19 protein-coding genes are annotated in these 20,163 nt (G+C 62.6%); 4 read left to right on the forward strand and 15 right to left on the reverse strand.

The annotated features are described in order from the left end of the window. Positions 1–67 precede the first annotated feature (67 nt). The 4 genes from AC19YY_RS22100 to hmgA form a co-directional block, all read right to left on the reverse strand. The gene (locus AC19YY_RS22100) at positions 68–1,423 is read right to left on the reverse strand and encodes an MFS transporter (protein WP_500604883.1); all 1,356 of its coding nucleotides are present in this window, start codon (positions 1,421–1,423) and stop codon (positions 68–70) included. 110 nt (positions 1,424–1,533) lie between these two features. Beyond that, entirely contained in the window at positions 1,534–2,169 is a 636-nt protein-coding gene (gene maiA / locus AC19YY_RS22105) for a maleylacetoacetate isomerase (RefSeq protein ID WP_169954909.1), read from the reverse strand. 12 nt (positions 2,170–2,181) lie between these two features. Continuing rightward, the gene (gene fahA, locus AC19YY_RS22110; protein WP_500604884.1) at positions 2,182–3,480 is read right to left on the reverse strand and encodes a fumarylacetoacetase; all 1,299 of its coding nucleotides are present in this window, start codon (positions 3,478–3,480) and stop codon (positions 2,182–2,184) included. Between the two features lie 3 nt (positions 3,481–3,483). Further along, the gene (gene hmgA / locus AC19YY_RS22115) at positions 3,484–4,767 is read right to left on the reverse strand and encodes a homogentisate 1,2-dioxygenase (protein WP_500604885.1); all 1,284 of its coding nucleotides are present in this window, start codon (positions 4,765–4,767) and stop codon (positions 3,484–3,486) included. Between the two features lie 119 nt (positions 4,768–4,886). On the opposite strand from hmgA, the gene AC19YY_RS22120 reads away from it, so the two are divergent. Further along, the gene (locus AC19YY_RS22120; RefSeq protein WP_170043015.1) at positions 4,887–5,675 is read left to right on the forward strand and encodes an IclR family transcriptional regulator; all 789 of its coding nucleotides are present in this window, start codon (positions 4,887–4,889) and stop codon (positions 5,673–5,675) included. A 294-nt stretch (positions 5,676–5,969) separates the two neighbouring features. On the opposite strand, the gene AC19YY_RS22125 is transcribed toward AC19YY_RS22120, so the two are convergent. The 9 genes from AC19YY_RS22125 to AC19YY_RS22165 form a co-directional block, all read right to left on the reverse strand. Further along, complete coding sequence (locus tag AC19YY_RS22125; RefSeq protein ID WP_500604886.1) at positions 5,970–8,510, reverse strand: LuxR C-terminal-related transcriptional regulator; 2,541 nt, start codon at positions 8,508–8,510, stop codon at positions 5,970–5,972. Positions 8,511–8,561: 51 nt separating this feature from the next. Further along, complete coding sequence (locus AC19YY_RS22130) at positions 8,562–8,744, reverse strand: hypothetical protein (RefSeq protein ID WP_170059001.1); 183 nt, start codon at positions 8,742–8,744, stop codon at positions 8,562–8,564. Between the two features lie 36 nt (positions 8,745–8,780). Then, positions 8,781–10,148, reverse strand: coding sequence for a DUF1329 domain-containing protein (locus tag AC19YY_RS22135; RefSeq protein ID WP_169954904.1), 1,368 nt, complete (start codon positions 10,146–10,148; stop codon positions 8,781–8,783). Between the two features lie 30 nt (positions 10,149–10,178). Next, positions 10,179–11,969: a DUF1302 domain-containing protein gene (locus tag AC19YY_RS22140; RefSeq protein ID WP_169954903.1), complete on the reverse strand. Its 1,791-nt coding sequence runs from the start codon at positions 11,967–11,969 to the stop codon at positions 10,179–10,181. A gap of 482 nt (positions 11,970–12,451) precedes the next feature. Continuing rightward, a complete protein-coding gene (locus tag AC19YY_RS22145) occupies positions 12,452–13,363 on the reverse strand; it encodes an SDR family oxidoreductase (protein WP_169954902.1) in 912 nt (303 codons plus the stop codon). 197 nt (positions 13,364–13,560) lie between these two features. Beyond that, a complete protein-coding gene (locus tag AC19YY_RS22150; protein WP_170043017.1) occupies positions 13,561–14,505 on the reverse strand; it encodes an alpha/beta fold hydrolase in 945 nt (314 codons plus the stop codon). Continuing rightward, entirely contained in the window at positions 14,505–15,287 is a 783-nt protein-coding gene (locus AC19YY_RS22155) for a class II aldolase/adducin family protein (RefSeq protein ID WP_170058564.1), read from the reverse strand. Before AC19YY_RS22155 ends, AC19YY_RS22150 begins: the two co-directional genes overlap by 1 nt. A gap of 157 nt (positions 15,288–15,444) precedes the next feature. Beyond that, positions 15,445–16,131, reverse strand: coding sequence for an LrgB family protein (locus tag AC19YY_RS22160; protein WP_169954899.1), 687 nt, complete (start codon positions 16,129–16,131; stop codon positions 15,445–15,447). Continuing rightward, on the reverse strand, positions 16,121–16,513 hold the full coding sequence (locus AC19YY_RS22165) for a CidA/LrgA family protein (protein WP_169954898.1): 393 nt from the start codon (positions 16,511–16,513) through the stop codon (positions 16,121–16,123). The genes AC19YY_RS22160 and AC19YY_RS22165 overlap by 11 nt, the downstream gene beginning before the upstream one ends. 92 nt (positions 16,514–16,605) lie before the next feature. Between AC19YY_RS22165 and AC19YY_RS22170 the strand changes: the two genes are divergently transcribed. Next, positions 16,606–17,502, forward strand: coding sequence for a LysR family transcriptional regulator (locus AC19YY_RS22170; RefSeq protein WP_500604887.1), 897 nt, complete (start codon positions 16,606–16,608; stop codon positions 17,500–17,502). Here the strand turns inward: AC19YY_RS22170 and AC19YY_RS22175 are convergent. After that, positions 17,483–17,938: a flavodoxin gene (locus AC19YY_RS22175; protein WP_169954896.1), complete on the reverse strand. Its 456-nt coding sequence runs from the start codon at positions 17,936–17,938 to the stop codon at positions 17,483–17,485. The two genes, AC19YY_RS22170 and AC19YY_RS22175, sit on opposite strands and share 20 nt — an antisense overlap. Before the next feature lie 103 nt (positions 17,939–18,041). On the opposite strand from AC19YY_RS22175, the gene AC19YY_RS22180 reads away from it, so the two are divergent. Both AC19YY_RS22180 and AC19YY_RS22185 read left to right on the forward strand, forming a co-directional pair. Further along, complete coding sequence (locus AC19YY_RS22180; RefSeq protein ID WP_492634132.1) at positions 18,042–18,509, forward strand: PAS domain-containing protein; 468 nt, start codon at positions 18,042–18,044, stop codon at positions 18,507–18,509. A 58-nt stretch (positions 18,510–18,567) separates the two neighbouring features. Continuing rightward, complete coding sequence (locus AC19YY_RS22185; RefSeq protein WP_169954894.1) at positions 18,568–19,173, forward strand: hypothetical protein; 606 nt, start codon at positions 18,568–18,570, stop codon at positions 19,171–19,173. 2 nt (positions 19,174–19,175) lie between these two features. Here AC19YY_RS22185 and AC19YY_RS22190 read toward each other — a convergent pair whose 3' ends face one another. After that, positions 19,176–20,135: a MerR family transcriptional regulator gene (locus AC19YY_RS22190; RefSeq protein WP_500604888.1), complete on the reverse strand. Its 960-nt coding sequence runs from the start codon at positions 20,133–20,135 to the stop codon at positions 19,176–19,178. Between the last annotated feature and the right edge of the window lie 28 nt (positions 20,136–20,163).

Genomic DNA, 20,163 nt, shown 5'->3' on the forward strand with positions numbered 1-20,163 from the left:
GAACCGCGTCGCCCTCATCGCCGCCTCGCCGGGGCTCGACAGCTCCTACAAATAAGGGGGTTGCCCTTCAGGATTCAAGCGGGTGCTGGAGGATCTCAACCGGCGGCGTGGGCTCGGGGGAGCGCACCTGAATGATCAGCAGCGCGGCGATCACCGCTGGAATCGCGCAGAAGAAGAAAATCTGCTGCACCGGTACCTGCATCGCCAGCAACATGCTGCCAAACAGCGGCCCGAGGATCGAACCAAACCGCCCGACACCCAGCGCCCAGCCCGTGCCCGTCGCACGTACATGGGCCGGGTAAAAGTTGCTGGCAAACGCATTGAGGGTCAACTGGCCACCGATGATGCAAAAGCCCGCCGCAAACACAAACGCCACCAGGTAACGCGGGTTGTCGTGATTGAGCCCCAGCAGAATCGTGCACACCGCCGCGGCCGCCAACACACCGGAGAGCAGGCGGACCTTGCTTTTCAGGCGGTCGGCAAACCACGCCATGCCAATCGCGCCCAACGTGCCGGCGAACAGGAACATCGAGGTCACCAGGTTGGCTTTGTTCAAGGCCATGCCACTTTCCAGCAACAGTGATGGCAACCAACTGATCATGAAATACAGCAGGATCAGGCTGACGAAAAAGGTCGACCAGATCAGCAGCGTTGGCCGGGCATAGCCATTGCGAAACAACTCCACCACCGTCAGTTTGCTGCCCTGCTCCTGGCGATTCTGTTCTTCGCTGGCCGCCGGCGCCTGCCAACCAGGCAGCATGCGCGCCGTGACTTTCTGCAGGCGCGCATAGGGCGGCGCATCGCGCAACAAACGTGGCAAGGATTCAGGCAGCAGCCATACCAGGAAGGGAAACAGCAGCAACGGCGTCACACCACCGGCGAGGAACACCGCCTGCCAGCCGAAACTGTCGATAAAACCCGCCGCGACAAAACCACCCGCCGCGCCACCGAACGAGAAACCACAGGCCGCTAGCGTCACCATCAACGTGCGCATACGCGGTGGCGAATATTCCGACATCAAGGCCATGGCACTGGGCATCGCGCCACCCATGCCAATGCCGCAGATAAAGCGTGCGGCCATCAGCGTGTTCAGGGAATTGGCGAATACCATCAGCACCGTGAGGCTGGCGTAGATCAGTACGCAGGCGAGCAGGATGCGGCGCACGCCGAAGCGGTCCGCCAGGGGCGTCACGGCCAGGGAACCTAAGGTCAGCCCCAGCAGGTTGGCACTGAACACCGGGCCGAAGGCGGATTTTTCCAGGCCCCAGTCCTGGGCCAGGGCCGGGACCACGTAGCCCAACACTTGGGCATCGTAACCATCGGTGACCAGCAACAACGCCAACAACAGGAGAATCAACCACTGGTAGCGCGACACCGGACGGGCGTCGAGTGCCGCGCGAAAGCTGGCAATCTGATTGTGCATCGCAAGGTACCTGTTTTTTTTATTGGATATCCGCCTGTAGGAGCTGGCTTGCCAGCGATGGCGGTGTATCAGGTGAAGCGCCATCGACGGCAAGCCGGCTCCTGCAGGGGTTAGGGGGTGTCAGGTTGGTTGGAGGGATGGGCCTGGATAAATGCAGGATGTTTGGCAGCCAAGGCTGCGACGCGCAGGATTCGTGGGTAGCCATCCAGTGCCACCTTGAAGCGCTCTGCCGCGTACAACTGCGGAATCAGAAACGTATCCGCCAGCCCAGGCTGGTCGCCAAGGCAGTAACCCTGCTCGCCGATCAATTGCTCCACCGCGCCCAGGCCCTGGCTGATCCAGTGCCCGATCCACTCCAGCAATTGCGCCTCGTCATGCCCCCACTGGCGCAACAGGCTCTGGGTGCTGGAGTTGTGCAACGGGTGAATGTCACAGCCGATGATCGAGGCCACCGCGCGCTCATGGGCGCGGGCTGCCAGGTCCTTGGCGAGCAGCGGCACCTGTGGATAACGTTCATCCAGGTACTCGATGATCGCCGGCGACTGGATCAACAGTTCGCCCTCGTCGGTACGCAAGGCCGGGACACGGCCCTGGGGGTTGATCGCCAGGTATTCGGGCTGGCGGTTGGCGCCGCCCTTGGGCACCAGCAGGTTGACCGGCAGCGCGGTGAAGTCCAGGCCCTTGAGCGCCAGGGCGATGCGCACCCGGTAGGACGATGTGGAACGGTAGTAGGTATAGAGTTCCATCCCCTCGCCCCCTTAGCGCGCGGCGACCACAGTGCCACGGCATTCGCCGAAGCCGATGGAGGCAAATCCATCACGCGTGCAGCGGGCGCGCAGGATGATTTCGTCGCCGTCTTCAAGGAACTTGCGCACTTCGCCGGAGGCCAGCTCGATCGGCTTTTTGCCGCCTTCGGTGATTTCCAGCAGGCTGCCGAACTGCCCCGCTTCCGGGCCCGACAAAGTGCCCGAACCAAACAGGTCGCCGGCCTGCAACTGGCAGCCGTTGACGCTGTGGTGCGCGACCATTTGCGCCACGGTCCAGTACATGTGTTGGGTGTTGCTCAGGGTCAGGCGATGGGCCGCCAGGTTCTGCTCGCGCATCGCGGCGGTGGTCAGCAGCACTTCCAGTTCGATATCAAAGCCGCCAGCGGCCTGGTCGCGGGTGTCCAGCAGGTACGGCAGCGGTTGTGGATCGCCAGCCGGGCGTGCGGGCTGGGCCTTGCGGAACGGCTCCAGGGCTTCAGCCGTGACCACCCAGGGCGAGATGCTGGTGATAAAGCTTTTCGACAGGAACGGCCCCAGCGGCTGGTACTCCCAGGCCTGGATATCGCGGGCCGACCAGTCGTTGAGCAGGCAGAAGCCAGCGATATGCTCGGCGGCGTCGCCAATGGCAATCGAGTCGCCCATGGCATTGCCCTGGCCGATCCAGATGCCCAGTTCCAGTTCGTAGTCCAAGCGTGCGCACGGGCCGAAAGTCGGTTCGGTCTGGCCGGCTGGCAGGGTCTGGCCCTTGGGCCGGCGCACCTCGGTGCCGGACGGGCGGATCGTCGAGGCACGGCCGTGATAGCCAATTGGCACGTACTTGTAGTTGGGCAACAAGGGGTTGTCCGGGCGGAACAGTTTGCCGACGTTCTGCGCGTGCTCGATGCCGACGTAGAAGTCGGTGTAATCGTTGATTTTCGCTGGCAGGTGCATCTGGCAATCGGCGGCCAGTGGCAACACTTGGGTACCCAGGGCTTGCAGCTTGGCTTGCTGGCTGCTGCCCTCGGCGAGCAGTTCCAGCAGGCGTTCGCGCAGTGCCACCCGTGGGCCACGGCCCAGTTCGAAGAAGGCGTTCAGTTGGCCGTCCGCCATGGCATCGATGGCGCGGCGCGCTTCACCGTCAAACAGGTCACGGGCCGCTTGCAGATCAAAAATATGCTCGCCAATCGCCACGCCACTGCGCGGTGCCGAACCGGTGAGGCTGAAGATGCCCAGGGGCAGGTTCTGCAGGGGGAAATCCGGGTGACCGTTGGCCGAGGCCACCCAACTACGGGTGAGAGTGGACTGAGTCATGGTTTATCTCCGATTCGGGTTGAAGGTTGCCGGCAGCGTGGCCCAGCAAGCGTCGTAAGTGTTTTGCAGTTGCGGGCAGTCCAGGGCGAAGCGGGTCGGGCGCAGCACCTGGCTGGTCTCGAACATGAAGGCCATGGTGTTATCGATTTTGTGCGGCGCCAGGTCCACGGCGATGGCCTTGGTGCAGGTCTCGCCATCCGGGCCGTGGGCGCTCATGCAACTGTGCAGCGACGCGCCGCCGGGCAGGAAACCTTCGGCCTTGGCGTCGTAGGCGCCCTGGATCAGGCCCATGTATTCGTTCATCAGGTTGCGGTGGAACCACGGTGGCCGGAAGGTGTTTTCGGCCACCATCCAGCGCGGCGGGAAGATCACGAAGTCGAGATTGGCCAGGCCGTGGACGCTGGTAGGCGAGGTCAACACAGTAAAGATCGACGGGTCGGGGTGATCGAAACTCACTGTGCCGATAGTGTTGAAGCGGCGCAGGTCATATTTGTACGGCACGTTATTGCCGTGCCAGGCCACCACGTTCAGCGGCGAGTGATCGAGGGTGCAGCCCCACAGCTCGCCGAGGAACTTCTGCACCAGCGGCGTGGGCTGTGAAAGATGTTCGTAGTGGGCGACCGGGGTCAGGAAGTCCCGGGGATTGGCCAGGCCATTGCTGCCAATCGGCCCCAGGTCCGGCAGGCGCAGCGGCGCGCCATGGTTTTCGGCAACGTAGCCGCGAGCCTGGGCATCCAGCAATTCGATGCGAAATTTCAGGCCCCGTGGCAGCAGGACGATTTCCAGCGGCTCGACCTCCAGCACCCCAAGTTCAGTGGCGATGCGCAGGCGGCCTTGCTCGGGAACGATCAACAGTTCGCCGTCGGCGTTGAAGAACACCCGCTCCATGGAGCAGTTAGCGCGGTAGTGATAGATGCTGATGCCGGAGGGTTTCTCGGCGCCGGCGTTGGCCACCATGCCGACCAGGCCGTCGATAAAGTCGGTGGGTTGTGCAGGTACATCCAACGGGTTCCAGCGCAGGCGGTTGGGCGTCACCTCGCCCAGCGGGCCACCGGCCAGTTGTCGTTCCAGCTTGATGAATGCCGGGTGATTGGCCGACGGTTGGATGCGATACATCCAGGTACGCCGCGCTTCGCTGCGCACCATGGTGAAGGCGGTGCCGGAGAACAGTTCGGTGTACAGCCCGTAGGGCGCTTTTTGCGGGGAGTTCTGGCCGACCGGCAGTGCACCTGGCAAGGCTTCGCTGGCGAATTCATTGCCAAAGCCCGATTGGTAATCGAGGGTCATGGATCGTCCTCAGTAAGGAAGTTGTTTTTATCGTAATCCAGTTACGCATAACGTAATTTGCTCCGTATCGACCGTCAAGCTATAAAGACCGCCATTCGTCTTTCGGACACACGCTCTCCATGGAAAAGCCCCCCGCCCCCCGCGACACCGGTAAACAGAAAGTCCGCTCGGCCGAAGTCGGCACCGACATCCTCAAGGCCCTGGCCGAACTGTCGCCGGCCACGTCCCTGTCGCGCCTGGCCGAACATGTGCAGATGCCCGCGAGCAAGGTCCACCGCTATTTGCAGGCGTTGATTGCCTCGGGGTTTGCCGAACAGAACACGGCCACCAACCATTACGGCCTGGGCCGCGAAGCCTTGCGCGTGGGGTTGGCGGCGCTGGGCAGCATGGACGTGCTGAAAGTCGCCACCCTGCCCCTGGCGCAGCTGCGCGACGAGTTGAATGAAACCTGCTTTCTCGCGGTGTGGGGCAACCACGGCGCAACGGTGGTGCATATCGAACCGGCGGTACGCGCGGTCACGGTGGTGACGCAACTGGGGTCGGTGCTGCCGCTGCTCAGCTCATCCACGGGCCTGGTGTTCAGCGCCTTTTTGCCAGAGCGCGAAACCGTCGACCTGCGCACGCAGGAGATCCAGGCCGGCACCGCCCATGCGCTGGCGGACGACCAGGCGTATGGGCAGGCCTGTGCGCAGATTCGCCAGCGGGGCCTGCACTTTGTGCATGGCTTGCTGATGCCCGGGGTCGATGCGCTGTCGGCGCCGGTCTTTAATGCCATGGGCCAGGTGGTGGCGGTGATGACGGTGGTGGGGCCGACATCGTTGTTCCATGCCGATGAAGATGGACCGGCGGCCCGGCAGTTGCTGGCGGCGAGCCAGGCTGTGAGTTGGCGGATGGGTTATCAACCCTGATCCACCCATACTGAATGCACACAGGCCAATGTGGGAGCTGGCTTGCCTGCGATGGCGGTGGGTCAGTTGATACATTCTGCGACTGATACACCGTCATCGCAGGCAAGCCAGCTCCCACAGTTGGTGTGTGGTGTGTGCAAAGTCCTGTGCCCAGCCGAGATCCCCTGTGGGAGCGGGCTTGCCCGCGATGGCGGTGGGTCATGTAAGGATGTGTTGACTGGCCTACCGCTATCGCAGCGATGCGGCGACCCGACAAGCCAGCTCCCACCTGTTGATCGGCATTGCTGGGAGTAATCAGGCCATCAGGCCCAGGGTCTTGGCCTTGGCCACGGCCTGGGTGCGCCGCTCCACCCCCAACTTGCTGTGAATCCGCCGCGCGTGGGTCTTCACCGTGTGCAGCGAGATAAACAACAAGTCGGCAATTTCCAGGTTGGAGTTGCCCAGCGCGATCAGTTGCAGCACCTCCAGTTCCCGTTGGCTCAACGGGTTTTCCCCTGGCGCCGCCACTGCATCCTGAGGTTCGAGCCCCAGTTCACTGAGCAACCCCGGCTGGCGCAGACGCAGTTCGCGCACCGCCTGTTGCACCTGGCAGCGCGCCGCCAGGGCCAGCCCGGTTTGCAGCGAACGCACCGCGTTCGCGCGCTCGCCCAGTTGCCAGGCCACCTCGCCCAACACCAGGTGCAACTCCACTTCCAGGCACTGCATGCCACGCTCGCGGGCCGTATCGAGCAAGGCCGTGAGCCGCTGGATGGGTTGCTCGGCCCGGCGCAGCTTGACCTGGGCCAGCACCAGCAAGTATTCCAGCCGGGGGATCAGCTCCAGGGTCGCCGGCGGTGCCTGTTTCGCCTGCGGGCCATGATAGTGGCGCAGCACCCGGCTGACGGCCTCCAGGGTCAGTTCGGCGCGCCCCTGCTGCAACCAAAAGTGCCCACTGAGCAACAACAACACCGCCCGGTACACCGTGTCGGGCACCTGCCGGCGCTGCATCAGGCGCTCGGCGTCGCGCAACTGGATAAACGCCTGGGCGTAGTCGCCACGGTTGGCCGCCAGCATCGCCAACCCGAGGAAGCCGTACAGCACGCGCTTATCCTGGCTATGCAGGCACATGCCCAGGCCGGCTTCGAGGCAGTCGGTAGCCATCGCGTCATGCCCCTGGCGCAGTGCCAGGTGCCCACGGCGCAAGGCAATCCGGCCCATCAGCGGCCCGGCCTTGAGGCGCTGCTGCACCAGCATGGCCTGCACGCCTTCCAACAGGCTCTGGGCCCGGTACGGTGCGCCCCGCTGTTCCAGCAGTTGCGCATGATCAAGCTCCAGCACCGCTTCCAGCAGCAACGAACCATGGGCCCGCGCCAGGCACAGCGCCTCGCGATTGAGCGCCTGGGCCACGTCCAGTTCGCCGCGCAACAGCGCTTGCTGGGTCAGCCCGGACAGGCACATCAGGCGCGACGTCCAGGCGCTGTCCGGCAAGTCATTCAATGCCTCCAGAAAATGCCCACGCGCAGGCACCGCTTCCCCACCCAGGTGCAATAACCAACCCCACTGCGCCTGCCAGCGCGCCAGCAGGTGGCGTTGCAGCGCGGCGGTGGGTTGCGGGGTGAAGCGCGCCAGTTGATCGATGCATTGCGCGGCCTGGTCGAAACGCCCGGCAAACAGCAAGGCCGCCGTGACCAGCCCCACCAGTTGCGCCGAGCCGAGCATCAACTCGTCGCCATGTTGCTCATGCAGGCGCAACAACAGCACGGCGTTTTGCTGGCGGAACAAGTCTTCAAAGCTGAAGTGCTCCAACAGGCTGACCGCCACTTCGTACTCTTCAGCCAGCAGCGCCTGCTCAAACGCCGCCTGCCAGTCCTGGGCTGCGGTAAACCATTGGCAGGCGCGCCGGTGCCAGGAACGCCGGGCCGGCCAGGGTTCGTCGCGCAGTAACTGGGCCAGGGGCGCGAAGACCTGCAGCCACTCCGGCGAATCTTCCCAGGGCTCGATAAACGCGCCGAGGGCCTGGAGCTCGCGCAGGTAGTCGGCGCCATCGCCAAACCCGAACAGGTGTTCGCACAGCCCCGGGTTGAAACGCGGCAGGTGCGCCAACACGCGCCAGGCCTCCTCCAACTCTTCGGGCAAAGTGCTGAACAGCTCGTGTTGCAGGTAATCGAGCAAGGTCTGGGAGCGCCCATGCCAGGCACCGCTGTCGGGATGGCTGTCGCCTTCGAGCAGGGCGATACGCACGCCGGCGCACCAGCCGGCGCTGAACTGCAGGACTTTATCAGCGGCCTGCCCGCCCGCAGCGTGATGCTCGAGCAGTTGCTGGACCTCGCGCTGATCGAACGCCAACTCGGTGCCGCCGCACTCCCACAACTCATCATCGAGCAACAGCCGTGGCCAATTGCAGGCCGGCCGGCGCCGCGCGCCCAGCCACCAGACCAAGGCCGGGCTGCTGGCCGCCAGCACCCGATCGAGCAAGGCATCCAATGCGGGCGCCGCCACCCGGCAATAGTCATCGAGAAACAGCCAGGCCGGCGCTTGCCAGCGGCTCAGGTCGAGCAACAAGCTGGCTTGATCGACAAACACCAGGCCCAGGCTTTGGGCCAGGCGCTGACAGAAATCCAGCGGGTCCAGGGCCGCACCGTTGAGGGGCAGCCAATACACTTGGCAACTCGCCGGGGCCTGCAGGGCGCATTCGGCCAACAAGGCACTCTTGCCACTACCGGCCGGCGCGCACAGCAACCGGACCCGCGCCTCGGCCCCCAGCAACGGCTCGGCCAGGCGTGGGCGCAGCAAATGGTGGGAAGACAGACGTGGCATGAATCCAGGGCGATCCAGGCGACGGGTCATGGCGGTCATTACAACGTCCCTTTTTTATTGTTATGCGGCGTGCGGTCTACCGTAGTCCTGTCAATGGGCGTTGTTGAAGAAGTATTCAGCGGGCTGATTGCCGGGCATAAAAAAGCCGGGCTTCATTTGAGCCCGGCACAGGATTGGCAGGTTAAAACCCGAGCCTATGTGGGAGCTGGCTTGCCTGCGATGGCGGTGGGTCAGGTTGATGGGTTTTGCCTGGTCCACCGCCATCGCAGGCAAGCCAGCTCCCACAGTGATTGGCTTTACAACCTCAGGTCAGCGTACGCCCGAGGCGCGCAGGGCCGATGGGGTGTAGTCCGCCGCCTTGGCGTTGAAGCCGAATACAAAGCTGCTCTTCTCTTCGTTCTTCATGCCCAGGGCGATGTAGCGGCCGGCGATGATGTCGTACAGGGTCTCGACGGTGTAGGCCGGGGTCTGGTGGTTGTAGTAGAACTGCGCATGACCTTCGGCAACGCGCCACAGTTGGCCGCGGCCGTCATAGTGATCCACCAGCGCCACTTGCCAGCTGTCTTCGTCGATGTACATGTGGCGCTTGGCGTAGATGTGCCGCTCGCTTGGTTTCACCGTGCCCACCACTTCCCAGACCCGGTGCAGCTCGTAGCGGGTCAGGTCCTGGTTGATGTGGCCGGCCTTGATGATGTCGTCATATTTAAGGGACGGCGAATCGAGCTTGTAGGCGTTGTAGGGAATGTACATTTCCTTCTTGCCCACCAGTTTCCAGTCGTAGCGGTCTGGCGCGCCGGAGAACATGTCGAAGTTATCCGAGGTACGCAGGCCGTCGGACGCAGTGCCCGGACCGTCGTAGGCCACTTGCGGTGCACGGCGCACGCGGCGTTGGCCGGCGTTGTAGATCCATGCCAGGCGCGGTTCTTTCACCTGGTCGAGGGTTTCGTGCACCAGCAGCACGTTACCCGCCAGGCGGGCGGGCGCGGTGACCGACTGCTTGAAGAAGGTCAGCACGTTGGCGCCCTTGGCCGGGTCCATGTCCGGGATCAGTTGCGGCACTGCCACTTCTTCTTCAAAGCGGATCGGCGTGTAGCTGCCGTTGGTCTGCGGTGTGGCCTGGGTGATGATGCGTCGCAGGTTGCCGCCGTGATAGCGAGTGATGTGGTTCCACAACACCTCGACGCCATTTTTCGGGATCGGGAAGGCGTAGTAGCGGTTGCCGGTGAAATTCTCCAGGCCGTTGCCGTCGTTGATCGACTTGACGTTGAGCGCGCTGCGCTTGATCGACTCGTAGATATCGTCGGGCAGGTTGACCGTGCGGTGGGTGGTGTAGACCGGGATTTTGTAGGTCTCTGGGTAGCGCTTGAACATCGCCACCTGGCCGTCCGACAGTTTGTCCTTGTACTTGTCGACCGTGGCCGCGGTAATCACGAACAGCGGTTTTTCATTGGCAAACGGGTCGGCCAAAAAGCCCTTGCTGTCCACCGCGCCGGCGTTTTTCGGGATGCCACCGGTCCAGGCCGGGATCGAGCCATCGGCGTTACCGGCTTTCTCGGCGCCCACTGGGGTCAAGGTCGTACCGAGCTTGGCTGCTTCTTGCGGTGACACGGCGGCCATCACGTTGGCGGCCACCAGGCTGAGGGCCAGTACACCGCACTGCAAAATCATCTTACGCATGGTTGTTGTCCTTGTTCTTTTTTAGCCGAATCAGAAGTTCACGCCAAAGCTGAGGGCGAGGAAGTCACGGTCGGTCAGGGTGTTGTAGTCACCGCCAAAAAAGTCGGTGTAGCTCAGGCTCGCGGTGTAGGTGTTGCGGTAGTCCGCATCGACCCCGACGCTGAGCGCCTTGGCCCCTTCGTTGAACAGGCCATTGGGGCCGTAACCCTTGACGTCATGGGACCAGGACAGGTTGGGCTTGAAGTTGATCCCGGCGATCACGTTGTTGTAGTCCAGGATCGCCCGGGCCCGATAACCCCAGGAAGTCGCCGTGACGAAACCGTCGGTGTCACCGCCAAAACCGTATTGGCCGTAGACCGAATCACGGCCATAGCGCAGCTTGGTTTTGTTCTCCAGCCCGCCCACCCGCACGATGGCTGCCTCGCCTACTACGGTCAGGCGTTCGGCGCCCAGCACCTGGTCGAAAAACTGGGTCATGGTGGTTTGGAACTGGGTGATTTCCTTGCGCCGGTAGCCGGTGTTGTCAGCGCCGAATGAGCTCTTGATCGGCGACACGGTGTTACCGGCAATCGGGTTGACCAGGGCCAGGGTCAGGTCGGTGGTGTTGAGTTGCACCGGGGCGTTGGGGCGGTAGCTGATTTCTCCGGTCCAGGCGGTGCCGGTGGGCAGGGTCGTGGAAAAGCTGGCGCCGTACAGGCGGATGTCTTCCGGGTAATCCAGGTAGTACTGGCCGCGTCCGAGCATCACGCTCTGCGCCAGGCCGGCGCCGCTGCCGGGGGCAATGCCGTTGGCGGTATTGATGATATTGCCGATGGTCGCAAGGTTGGTGTTGGCCGTGAGGGTGCCCACGGTCGGCGTGCGGCTGTGGTAGTTCATGAAGTACAGGCCGTACTCGGTGTCATCGCCGAGCCAGCGCAAGGCCATGCCGAACTGCCCGGAATCCCGTGCATCACGGTCGGCGGCGCGACGCACGATCACCCCTTCGTTGGTCACGCCAAAGCCTTGGCCGAACGCCGCGGCCACAGGTTGCAGCGGGCGGATCGCCGGGCTACCGACCGTGTAGTTATTGGTGCAGCCATCGGCCGCCACGTCGCCACCAAAGAAGGTGCCGCAGTTATCCAGTACGGTCTGGTCCCATTCCAACTGGTAGAAGCCTTCCACGGTCAGTTGGTTGGTCAGGCCCTGGGAGGCAAACAGCATGTTCACCGGGATCAGGCCTTCCTTGATCTCGGCGCCAGGCCGGCGGAAGGCCGAGACGTCGACGGGGTTGATGCTGTTGATGGAGTTGCCGATGAAGGTACTTTCGCCCCAACTGACCACCTGCTTGCCGGCACGCACGGTGCCCGGCAGGTCGCCCAGGGAATAGTTGTGATAGACGAAGGCATCGAGGATCTGTGCACCGCTGGATTTGGAGCCTTCCTTGCGGTTGTGGTCGCTGATCGGCTTGAACTCACGGTCTTCGTCCTTGAGTTCGAAGTCGTACCAGTACTTGCCCCGTACAAACACCCCGGTATCGCCGTACTTGAGCTCCAGGTCGTGCAGGCCCTTGAAGATTTTCGAGTAGGTTTCGCCCTTCTTGAAGTTCAGCCGCCCGTCATCCCCGGTGGAAGCCTGGCCACTGCCGCCGTTGACCGTGCCCACCAGCTTGCGGTCGGCATCGCGCATGCCCCAGCTGGCACCCACCGACAGCGACGAATCGAACTGCCCCTCGATCTCGCCGATATTGAATGAAACAGCCTGCGCCTGAACGCAGCAACCCAAAGCAACCGCAGCGGCCAGCGCCTGTGGCCTGAAGATGGCGCGCATTGTTGTTTTTGTCATGCGTCTTCCCCGGTGGTGTGACAGAAGGCCCCACCCTACTGCCCGCCATCAGGAGCGATAAGCGCACCAAGGAGGTATTCGTTGTGTCGCTCCAAAGGATTAACGCAGGCTCTAGCGTGGGTATTGGCGGGGCTATCGACGCAGTGGATGGAGCGCCATCAAGAGAATGGATACCCCGCCCGTCAGGCGCGCCACTGTTGTTGTTTTGGTAACAGTCCTTGTCCTGAATCAGTGTTTTTCATTCTGTTACAACGGACTATTCTTACCGGGCTTTCAAGGCGAACCGCCTGCTTCACGAAAGCCAATTTTTGACGGATTGAAGCGTATTTTCAGTCTGTTACCGGTGTTCACTGACGTTGATTTGTAGCTCCTTGATCCAACGTCTTACTTCGGCCGCTGCTTATGCAGCGGCCTTTTTTATGCCTGAAACAAAGCGGGGCGCCATAAGCGCCCCGCAGGATTGACTGTTTTTCAGGTAACGATCACAGGCTGTATTTCTGCAGGTTGTCCATCATCTCTTTCAAGGCTTCGATGTTGTCCTTGGGATGGGCCGCCCCTTCAAAGTCGCAGATCTGCTGCCAGTGCGCCGCCACATCCTCTGGCGAGAAGCCCGCCTCGGGGTCAAACCCGACGCCCAGGCTGCGTTCCCAGCGGGTCTTGCCGATCCAGCCGCCGCCCACTTCAAACAGCCCAGAAGTTTCCTGGCACGCCTCGCTGCCCAGGTACACCACCAGCGGGCTGACCAGTTCAGGCTTGAGCCTTTCGAACACCTGCGGCGGGATCAGGCCTTCGGTCATGCGCGTGCCGCCGGTAGGTGCGATGGCATTGACCAGGATGTTGTGCTTGCGCCCCTCCAGCGCCAGGGTGCGGGTCAGGCCATACAGGCCGAGCTTGGCCATGCCGTAGTTGGACTGGCCGAAGTTGCCGTAGATGCCCGACGTGGAGGCGGTGAAAATCACCCGTCCGTAGCCTTGCTCGCGCAGATGCGGCCAGGCGGCGCGGGTGACTTTGTAGGCACCTTCGACATGCACGCGGTAAACCAGGTCCCAGTCGCTGTCCTCCATTTTATGGAAGGTTTTGTCACGCAGGATCCCGGCGTTGTTCACCACCACGTCGATGCGGCCAAACACCTCGAGGGCGTGTTGCACGATCTTTTCGCCGTCGGTCACCGAATCGTGGTTGGCCTCGGCAATCCCGCCGGCCTCGCGGATCTCGGCCACCACACGGTCGGCCGCCGAAGCGTTGGCGCCTTCGCCCTGAGTCGAGCCGCCAAGGTCGTTGACCAGCACCTTGGCCCCGTGCCTGGCGAACAGCAGCGCATGGGCACGCCCCAAGCCACCCCCGGCACCGGTGACGATCACGACTTTATCTTGGAACTGCACAGACTCACTCATAGGGAACTCCAGCGAAGACAGTGGACGATGGGTTGAGTGTCAGGCACGGGGCTTGTGGTCACAATAAATACGGGCGGGGGTGAATGGTGCGCAATAAGGCACGGGGATGATCGGCTCGTATAGGAGCTGGCTTGTGTGGGAGCTGGCTTGTGTGGGAGCTGGCTTGCCTGCGATTGCATCACCTCGGTACAACTGATTTACCGAGGTGTACCCATCGCAGGCAAGCCAGCTCCCACACAAGCCAGTTCCCATAGCGGGTCTTTGCTGGCCTCGATACCCTCGCGAAACGCCAGGTAATGCTTGAGCACCTGCACCGGCGCTTCAATCTGCGGGTAGTGGCCGATGTTGGCCAGTAACACCGTGTCGGCATCCGGTATCAGCTCGCGGTAGCGCGCGACCATATGCGCGCCGGAGATCGGGTCGACTTCGCCATCGATCACCCGCAACGGCACTTCGCCGCGCTGCATCGCCGCCACCCAGCGCTCGCGTTGACGGCGGCGCTGGGGGATGTAGGCGATGAGTTTGTGCAGGATCCGTGGGCCATCGTTGTTTTCGATCAGGCTCCAGAAGTCATCCAGGGCACTTTCGCTGGGGCGGGTGTCGGGGCCGAAGATCTGCTTGAAGCTGTCGGCCAGGGCATTGCGCCCGAATGCGCGGCCGATCATCCAACCCAACGGGCTGAGCAACAGTTTTTGCACCAGCGCCGCGCGGTGGGTCTCGGGGAACAACCCGCCATTGAGAAACACACAACTGGCCAGCTGGAACCGCCCCTCATAGTGCCGGGCGAGCAGTTCCTGGGCCACGCTGTCGCCGTAGTCATGGGCCATGACATGCACCGGCTGTTGAATCCGCAGATGGGCCAGCAGCGCCTGTTGCAGGTCGGCCTGTTCCAACAGGCAATAGGTGTGGTCCAGGGGCTTGGCCGAGTCGCCAAAGCCGAGCATGTCGCAGGCAATCACCAGGTTGCGCTGGGCCAGCGGCTGCCAGAGGTAATGCCAGTCCCAACTGGCGCTGGGGAAACCGTGGATCAGCAGCAAGGGCTCGCCCTGCCCGGCCACCCAGTAACGGATGGTCTGCCCGCGAAAGACAAAACTCTGCCCGCGCTTGCGCCAGGCGCTCAGGGGGATCTCGGCCAGTGGCATCAGAGTCGGTATCCAGGGTCTTGTTGATCAAGCTTGCGCAGCAGCGCCGGCCAGGCCAGCGCGCCGCCCATGCCTTGGGCGCTCTTGGTCACACCGGCAATCATCGCCTTGGCCCCCGCCAGAATCTGCGGCTCGATGGCGATCAATTCGGCCCCGCCGTTTTGCGCCAGCACCTGGATGTCGCAGGCGCGCTGGAAGGTGAACATCATCAGGAAGGTATCGGCAATGGTCGCGCCGCAGGTCAGCAGGCCATGGTTGTGCAGCATCAAAAAATTGCTCGGCCCCAGGTCGGCTTGCAAGCGGGCCTTTTCCTCGTGGTTCAGCGCCACACCTTCGTAGGCGTGATAGGCCAGGCTCGAGAGCACGAACAGCGACTGCTGGCTGATGGGCAGCACGCCCTGCTTCTGCGCCGATACGGCCACGCCCGCCGCCGTGTGGGTGTGCAGCACGCAGACCACGTCGTGGCGTACCTCGTGTACCGCGCTGTGGATGGTATAGCCCGCCGGGTTGATCTCGTAGGGGCTGTCCATCAGCTTGTTGCCGGCCTGGTCGACCTTGACCAGGCTGGAGGCGGTGATTTCGTGGAACATCAGCCCGAACGGGTTGATCAGGAAGTCTTCGGTGCCCGGCACCTTGGCCGAGATATGGGTGAAAATCAGATCATCCCAGCCATGCATGGCCACCAGGCGATAGCAGGCGGCCAGGTCGATCCGTGCCTGCCATTCGGCGGCGCTGACCTGGTCTTTTACACTCTGTGTCGATGGAACGGGGGCTAGGCTCACGGCAAGGACCTCGACGCTGACGCTGTGGTGTTCTTATTATTTTTGGGCTGAAGGGCCAGTCTAGTCAGACCACAGGCCTGCCGTAGTTGCGTTGGCAGCCAGCTTGATGACCGAGCGAGTCAACCGTGAGGATAGTTCGGATTCGTACAATGTGGTGTCAGAGAAGCGACGCCAGTAAAGGTGCGGCAAACAGGTTGAGCAAGCCCGTCAGGACCATCACCAGCCCGGCCACCGAGCCTTCTTCGCCGCCCACTTCGTGGGCACGGCTGACGCCCGCTCCGTGGGCGCCCACCCCAAACAACGCGCCCCGCGCCAAGGCACTGCGCAGCGGCAGCCACTTGAGCAGGACCCCGCCGAGCATGGCGCCGAACACACCGGTGAACATCACAAACACCGCCGTGAGTTCCGGTACGCCGCCCAGATCGTGGGCCAGGGGCATGGCAAAGGGGGTGGTGATCGAGCGTGGCACCAACGACATCGTCACCGCGCTGTCCAGGGCCAGCGCCTTGGCCAAGCCAAAGGAGGTGCCAATGGACGCGGCGCTACCGGCCAGCATCCCCAGGAGCAACGCCGACCAGTGCCGCATCAACAATTGGCGCTGCTGCCAGATCGGGATGGCGAATGCCACCGTGACCGGGCCCAGTACCAGCATCAGCCAATGGGTGTCGGTGGCGTACTCGGCATAGGCGGTGTTCAGCGGTACGGCCACCGCCAGTAGCAGCGCGGGCACCAAAATCAGCGGTGACAGCAGGTAGCGCCCGGTGCGCCGGTAGATCCAGCGGCTGAAACCATAGGCCAGCAGGGTCAGGGCCAGCCAGAACAGCGGCATCAGTTCAAGCTTCATGGCGCAGCTTCCAGCGGCAGACCAGTTCGACGGTAAACGCCGTGACCAGCATCACCATCAGGGTGCTGAGGGCGATCACCAGCATGATCCGCCAGCCGTCATGGCGCAGCAGGCCACCGTAATCGAGCAGGCTCATCAGCGCCGGGATAAAAAACAACAGCATTTCTGCCATCAGCATGCCAGCGCCCAATTGCAGGGCCGCCGGCTTGATCAGGCCGCTGGCGAACACCAGCAACAGCAGCCCCAGGCCAATCACTCCGCCGGGGATCGGCCAGGCCAGCCATACGGCCAGTTGGCAGCCCAGCAGGTAGATCGCCAGCAATACCAGCAGCTCAACCAGCAGCCGGCCCAGGTGTTTGAAGGTGAAACGTTTAGTCGACATGGGTTCCTCGCAGGCCCTCATTTTAAAGAGCCCTCTGGCATCCCCAAAGCGAATTGTTAGACTGCAAGCCATTCCAAACTGGAATTGGTGCAATGGAATTCAAACAGCTGCGCAGTTTTATCGAAGTGGTGCACCGTGGCGGTTTTACCCAGGCCGGGAAAACCCTGCATATCAGCCAGTCCGCCGTGAGCAAGCAAGTGGCGCAACTGGAACAGAGCCTCGGTACCCCCCTGCTCGACCGCATCGGTTCGCACGTGCGCCTGACCGCCGCCGGGCAGGTGGTGCTGCAACGGGCCGAAGCCATGTTGCGCTTGCAGACCGAGCTGGTGAGTGAGCTGGACGACCTGAATCAAATGACCCGTGGCGAGTTGCGCATGGGCCTGCCGCAACTGGGGGGCGATACGCTGTTTGCCGGGCTGTTTGCCGAATATCGCCGGCGCTACCCCAATGTCAGCATCCAATTACTTGAAGGCGGCAGCCGCAATATTGAGCAGGCCATTCTCGCGGGTGAGCTGGACGTCGGCGGCAGCCTGTTGCCCACCGATCCGGCGTTTGCCTGGCAAGCCTTCTGCGATGAGCCGCTGGATGCGCTGCTGCCCGTGGACCACCCGTTGGCACAGCGGGCCCAGATTGGCCTGGAGGAATTGGCCGACACGCCGTTCTTGATGTACCAGCGCAGCTTTGTGCTCAATGACCGGCTGCTCCAGGCCTGCCAGCAACTGGGCTTCACGCCACGGGAAAGTGGGCGCAGCGGCCAGGCGGATTTTCTCGTCGCCCTGGTGGCCGCAGGCCAGGGCGTAGTGCTGCTGCCCAGTGTGGTCGCGCGCGGCCTTGGGCGCCCCGGTGTGGTGCGCCTGACACTCAGGGCGCCCGATTTCCTACGCTGGGACATCGCCTTTATCTGGCGCAAAGGCGCCTATCTGTCGAAAGCCGCCCAGGCCTGGCTCGCGCTTTTGCGCGAGTACCCGATCAGCCGCGCAGTGCCGTGACCAGCTCCGCCAGCCAAGGCTCGGCATCCGCTTCCGGGGTGACGCTTTCGCTGGCATCCAGGCGCAGCATCGGCAGCACTTCACGCACGCCCAACTCGCCAAACAGCTCGCGCATCTGCTCGCCGCCGCCACAGAAGGTGTCGCCGTAGCTGGCGTCGCCCAGGCCGATCACCGCACCTGGCAAACCGCGCCAGGCGGCGGGCAGTTGGTCGCGGATCGTCGAATACAGCGGCATCAGGTTGTCCGGCAGTTCGCCCATGCCGGTGGTGGAAGTGACGGCCAGAAAGGCGTCCGGGGCGAAGGCCTGCACGTCGGCCAGGGTCGCCCGCGGGTTATGCCAGGCCTGGAAACCGGCTGCGTTGAGGATACCCATGGCGTGGCGGGCAACTTCTTCTGCCGTGCCATAGACCGAGCCGGAAAGGATGGCGACTTTCATCAATCTGATCCTGTAGTTGATTGAAAACCTGGGATATTAACAGCTGGCAGCCGGCTCGGTTGCCCTACACTAAGAAATCCACAAACACGCTATGGATCGTTCAATGATCAACGCCAAGCTGATGCAGATGGTGGTCAATGCTTCCAACGACGGGATTGTCGTGGCGGAACGGGAAGGCAAGGACAAGCCGCTGATTTACGTGAACCCGGCCTTCGAACGCATGACCGGCTATAACCTGGACGACATCCTTTATCAGGATTGCCGCTTCCTGCAGTCAGGCGACCGTGACCAGCCAGCGCTGATGGCCATTCGCGAAGCCCTGGACAGTGGCGGAGCCTGCCGGGAAATCCTGCGCAATTACCGCAAGGACGGCACGCACTTTTGGAATGAGCTGTCATTATCGACGGTTTATAACCAGGCGGATGGGCAGACTTACTTCGTCGGCGTGCAGAAAGACGTCACGGTTCAGGTCAAGACCCAGCAGCGTGTTGCCCAGCTGGAAGCCCAGGTGGCGCAGCTTACAGCCGAGTTGGCCGCACTCCGGGCGACGAGCGGATCTAACAAACTTTAGAAAATACGGTCTTTAGGGTGATAATCCGTTTAATCACGCATTTCCTTGAGCCACATCAATGCAACGCGACGCCCTTTTGACCCAGGACGAACTGGACTTCATCCAGAACATGCACCACAACCCACAACTGAATGTGCGGGATGTGTCGTCGAGCCTGACGGTCAATGGCGGCGCGCAGATCCGCGACCTGCTCACGCGCCTCGCGGCCCATGAGCAGGTGACGATCCAGGCGCAGTTCGATAACCAGCAAATGACCTTTCCTCTGCAACTGGTGGAAGACGAGTTCCATGCGCTGCACTTGCGCCTTGGGGTGCCGAGCATTTTCGAAGACGGGCCGATGATCCGGCCGTGGCGCCTGGTGCTCGAAGAGCCGGTGGCCCTGGAAAATGTCAGGGGCCAGCCTGGTTCACTGTGGGTGCATGAAGTGTCGTTCAAGGGCCTGCTGGTGCAGTCCCGGGGCCGTAGCAAACCACCCAGGACGTTCTCGATGTGGTTCAGCCCCTCTGGCTACGAGCGAATTGCGGTGCGTGGCACCCTGGAACGCGAGACCGCGCGCGGGCTGTTTGCCTACCGCTTGAACCAGGGCGATGTGGATGAAACCGAGCGCCTGCGCCAGTTCATCCTGCAACAGCATCGCCTGGCCCACCCTGAAGTGCATGCCTGATCTCAGGTATCCAGGGTTCCACTGAGAAACTGCCGCAAGCGCCGCTGCATCAACCGTCCTTCACTGCCCAGGCAACCGATAACGCTACCTGCCAGTTGCTGCTGGGCCATGTCCGAGGCATCACCGGCCAGCAGCAGCGGACAGTCCAGGGTCAAGGCCAGGCGCCCCAGGCGCTTGGGTAGTTCGTGGGTTGGCGCGCGATTGGAGAACAGCACCAGGGCCTGCGGGCGGATCTTCTCGCAGATCAGCGTCAACTCATCCAGGGGCTGGCCGACGCTCAGCACATGCACCACCCGTTCATCACCACCGAGCATGAGCCCGGCCACCAGCAGTTCCAGTTCGCGGCACTCACCGGCAATCGCCGCCAGCAATACCTGCGGCGTGCGGCCAGCGCGGGCCAGTTGCAGGCGCTGGGAGATCCGCGCACGCAGGAAGCTGTCGAAAAACAGCCATTCGCTGGCTTGGCCGAAACGTCCCTGATGGCGCAATAACTGGTGCCAAAGGGGCATCAGGATGTCCTGGAACACCACCGCAGCGGGGTACGCGGCAAAGACCTGGCCGTACAGGCGCTCCAGTTGCAGCTCATCAAACGCACCGATGGCAGTTTGCATCTGCTGCTGCCACTGGGCCCATTCATGATGGTCGCTGCCTTCCTGCAGGTGGTGCAGTGATGACGATTGCCCATCGTCCCGAGCGAGGATCTTGCCGACTTTGCTGACCGCCACACCACGCTCGATCCAATCCAGAATGCGATGAACGGTCTCGATGTCCTTCTGCGTGTACAGGCGATGCCCACTTTCGGTGCGCACCGGCTGGATCAACCCATAACGGCGCTCCCACGCGCGCAGGGTGACCGGATTGATACCTGTCAATCTTGAGACTTCACGAATCGGGAACAACTCATCGCCAATGCGTAGGGCACCTTGCTCAAGACCGGGGGATGGAGCTGTGATTACAGACATCAAAGGACCGAAGATTGGCACGTAGTTG

The sequence above is a fragment of the Pseudomonas sp. MF09156 genome (assembly GCF_059862305.1).

What these genes read in the sequence shown, in the direction of transcription:
- AC19YY_RS22125 (WP_500604886.1), bottom strand. Translation starts at nt 8,510, where the DNA reads ATGACCGCCATGACCCGTCGCCTGGATCGCCCTGGATTCATGCCACGT.
- AC19YY_RS22135 (WP_169954904.1), bottom strand. Translation starts at nt 10,148, where the DNA reads ATGCGTAAGATGATTTTGCAGTGCGGTGTACTGGCCCTCAGCCTGGTG.
- AC19YY_RS22185 (WP_169954894.1), top strand. Translation starts at nt 18,568, where the DNA reads ATGCAACGCGACGCCCTTTTGACCCAGGACGAACTGGACTTCATCCAG.
- AC19YY_RS22150 (WP_170043017.1), bottom strand. Translation starts at nt 14,505, where the DNA reads ATGCCACTGGCCGAGATCCCCCTGAGCGCCTGGCGCAAGCGCGGGCAG.
- AC19YY_RS22160 (WP_169954899.1), bottom strand. Translation starts at nt 16,131, where the DNA reads ATGAAGCTTGAACTGATGCCGCTGTTCTGGCTGGCCCTGACCCTGCTG.
- AC19YY_RS22145 (WP_169954902.1), bottom strand. Translation starts at nt 13,363, where the DNA reads ATGAGTGAGTCTGTGCAGTTCCAAGATAAAGTCGTGATCGTCACCGGT.
- maiA (WP_169954909.1), bottom strand. Translation starts at nt 2,169, where the DNA reads ATGGAACTCTATACCTACTACCGTTCCACATCGTCCTACCGGGTGCGC.
- AC19YY_RS22120 (WP_170043015.1), top strand. Translation starts at nt 4,887, where the DNA reads ATGGAAAAGCCCCCCGCCCCCCGCGACACCGGTAAACAGAAAGTCCGC.
- AC19YY_RS22170 (WP_500604887.1), top strand. Translation starts at nt 16,606, where the DNA reads ATGGAATTCAAACAGCTGCGCAGTTTTATCGAAGTGGTGCACCGTGGC.
- AC19YY_RS22140 (WP_169954903.1), bottom strand. Translation starts at nt 11,969, where the DNA reads ATGACAAAAACAACAATGCGCGCCATCTTCAGGCCACAGGCGCTGGCC.
- AC19YY_RS22100 (WP_500604883.1), bottom strand. Translation starts at nt 1,423, where the DNA reads ATGCACAATCAGATTGCCAGCTTTCGCGCGGCACTCGACGCCCGTCCG.
- AC19YY_RS22180 (WP_492634132.1), top strand. Translation starts at nt 18,042, where the DNA reads ATGATCAACGCCAAGCTGATGCAGATGGTGGTCAATGCTTCCAACGAC.
- AC19YY_RS22190 (WP_500604888.1), bottom strand. Translation starts at nt 20,135, where the DNA reads ATGTCTGTAATCACAGCTCCATCCCCCGGTCTTGAGCAAGGTGCCCTA.
- AC19YY_RS22175 (WP_169954896.1), bottom strand. Translation starts at nt 17,938, where the DNA reads ATGAAAGTCGCCATCCTTTCCGGCTCGGTCTATGGCACGGCAGAAGAA.
- AC19YY_RS22165 (WP_169954898.1), bottom strand. Translation starts at nt 16,513, where the DNA reads ATGTCGACTAAACGTTTCACCTTCAAACACCTGGGCCGGCTGCTGGTT.
- hmgA (WP_500604885.1), bottom strand. Translation starts at nt 4,767, where the DNA reads ATGACCCTCGATTACCAATCGGGCTTTGGCAATGAATTCGCCAGCGAA.
- fahA (WP_500604884.1), bottom strand. Translation starts at nt 3,480, where the DNA reads ATGACTCAGTCCACTCTCACCCGTAGTTGGGTGGCCTCGGCCAACGGT.